Source organism: Kitasatospora sp. NPDC127035, from assembly GCF_042726075.1.
In the GTDB taxonomy this organism is placed as follows: Bacteria; Actinomycetota; Actinomycetes; order Streptomycetales; family Streptomycetaceae; genus Kitasatospora.
In genome coordinates this window covers 1-1,450 of the sequence record NZ_JBHXDN010000173.1, presented here as the reverse complement: position 1 = coordinate 1,450, position 1,450 = coordinate 1, and the positions used below count along the sequence as shown (strand labels likewise).

The following is a 1,450-nucleotide window of genomic DNA, read 5'->3' as shown; positions in this document are numbered from 1 at the left end:
CTAGTAGGGCTTGGTCAGGTGTGCGCGATGGTGGCGTGTCTCTGTGTCAGCAAGCGCGTTGATGGTGTGTGACACCTGAGGAGATGGCCGAGGTCCGGGAGGACCTGGAGATGTTCACGGCGGAGATGTTCGAGGCGCTCACGCGCGCGGATCAGCACCGCTGGGGGCAGGCGTATGTGCGGGGGCTGCTGCTGGACGGGCGGCGCAAGTCGGTGGAGCCGATGGCGGCTCGGCTGGGCGAGGACGGCAACCGGCAGGCGCTGGCGCACTTCGTGACCTCCAGCCCGTGGGATCCGGCCCATGTGCGGGCCCGGTTGGCCTGGCGGATGCACGAGGCCATCAAGCCGAGTGCCTTGATCGTTGACGACACCGGCTTCCTGAAGGACGGCGACGCCTCGGCGTGTGTGTCGCGGCAGTACACCGGCACCGCGGGCAAGGTGACCAACTGTCAGGTGGGGGTCTCGGTTCACCTGGCCCGGGACCATGCCTCGACGCCCGTGAACTGGCGGCTGTTCCTGCCCATGGCCTGGGACCCCGCCGCGCCGCAGGCCGACCCGGACAAGGTGGCCCGGCGTGAACGCTGTGGTGTCCCGGCCGACTTGGGGCACGTGGAGAAGTGGCAGCTCGCCCTGGACATGATCGACGAGACCCGGTCCTGGGGCGTCGAGGTGCCCCTGGTCCTGGCCGACGCCGGCTACGGCGACACGATCGCCTTCCGTCTGGGTCTGAACCAGCGCGGCCTGCGCTACGTCGTGGGCATCTCCAGCCGGCCCGCCGCCCATCCGGCCGCCGCCCGCCCGGTCACCCCGCCCTACAACGGCATCGGACGGCGCCCGGCCGCCAGATATCCGGATGCGGCCCGCAGCGTGAAGGCTCTGGTCATCGAGGCGGGGCTCGGTGCGGCCAGGCCGGTGTCCTGGCGGGAGGGTTCACGCCCCGGCCGGGGCCGCAGCGGGTTGAAGCGCATGTACTCGCGGTTCGTGGCGCTGCGGATCCGCCCCTCCGGACGGGAGATCCGCGAGGCCACCGAAGGCGCCGAGCTGGCCGAGTGCTGGCTGCTGGCCGAGTGGCCGGCCAAGGAGGCCGAGCCGGTGCAGTTCTGGCTCTCCGACCTGCCCGGCGACACCTCGCTGACCACCCTGGTCCGCCTGGCCAAGCTCCGCTGGCGCATCGAGCACGACTACCGGGAGATGAAGCAGGCCCTCGGGCTTGCCCACTTCGAGGGCCGTACCTTCAACGGCTGGCACCACCACGTCACCCTCGTATCCCTCGCCCACGCCTTCTGCACCCTGCGGAGGCTGACCCGGGCCCCAAAAGAAACGGCACCGGCCTGAGCCTCTATCAGGTCGTCCGCGAGCTGCAGTCACTCCTCGCCACCTGGGCCGGCGCCTGCCCCACCTGCCACCGCGACATACCCACACCGATACGAACCTGACCAAGCCCTACTAGT

At 70.4% G+C, this 1,450-nt stretch carries 1 protein-coding gene; it reads left to right on the top strand.

From position 1 onward, the window contains the following. The first annotated feature begins 68 nt into the window (after positions 1–68). Complete coding sequence (locus tag ACFWIC_RS41075; RefSeq protein ID WP_380522326.1) at positions 69–1,334, top strand: IS701 family transposase; 1,266 nt, start codon at positions 69–71, stop codon at positions 1,332–1,334. Positions 1,335–1,450 lie beyond the last annotated feature (116 nt).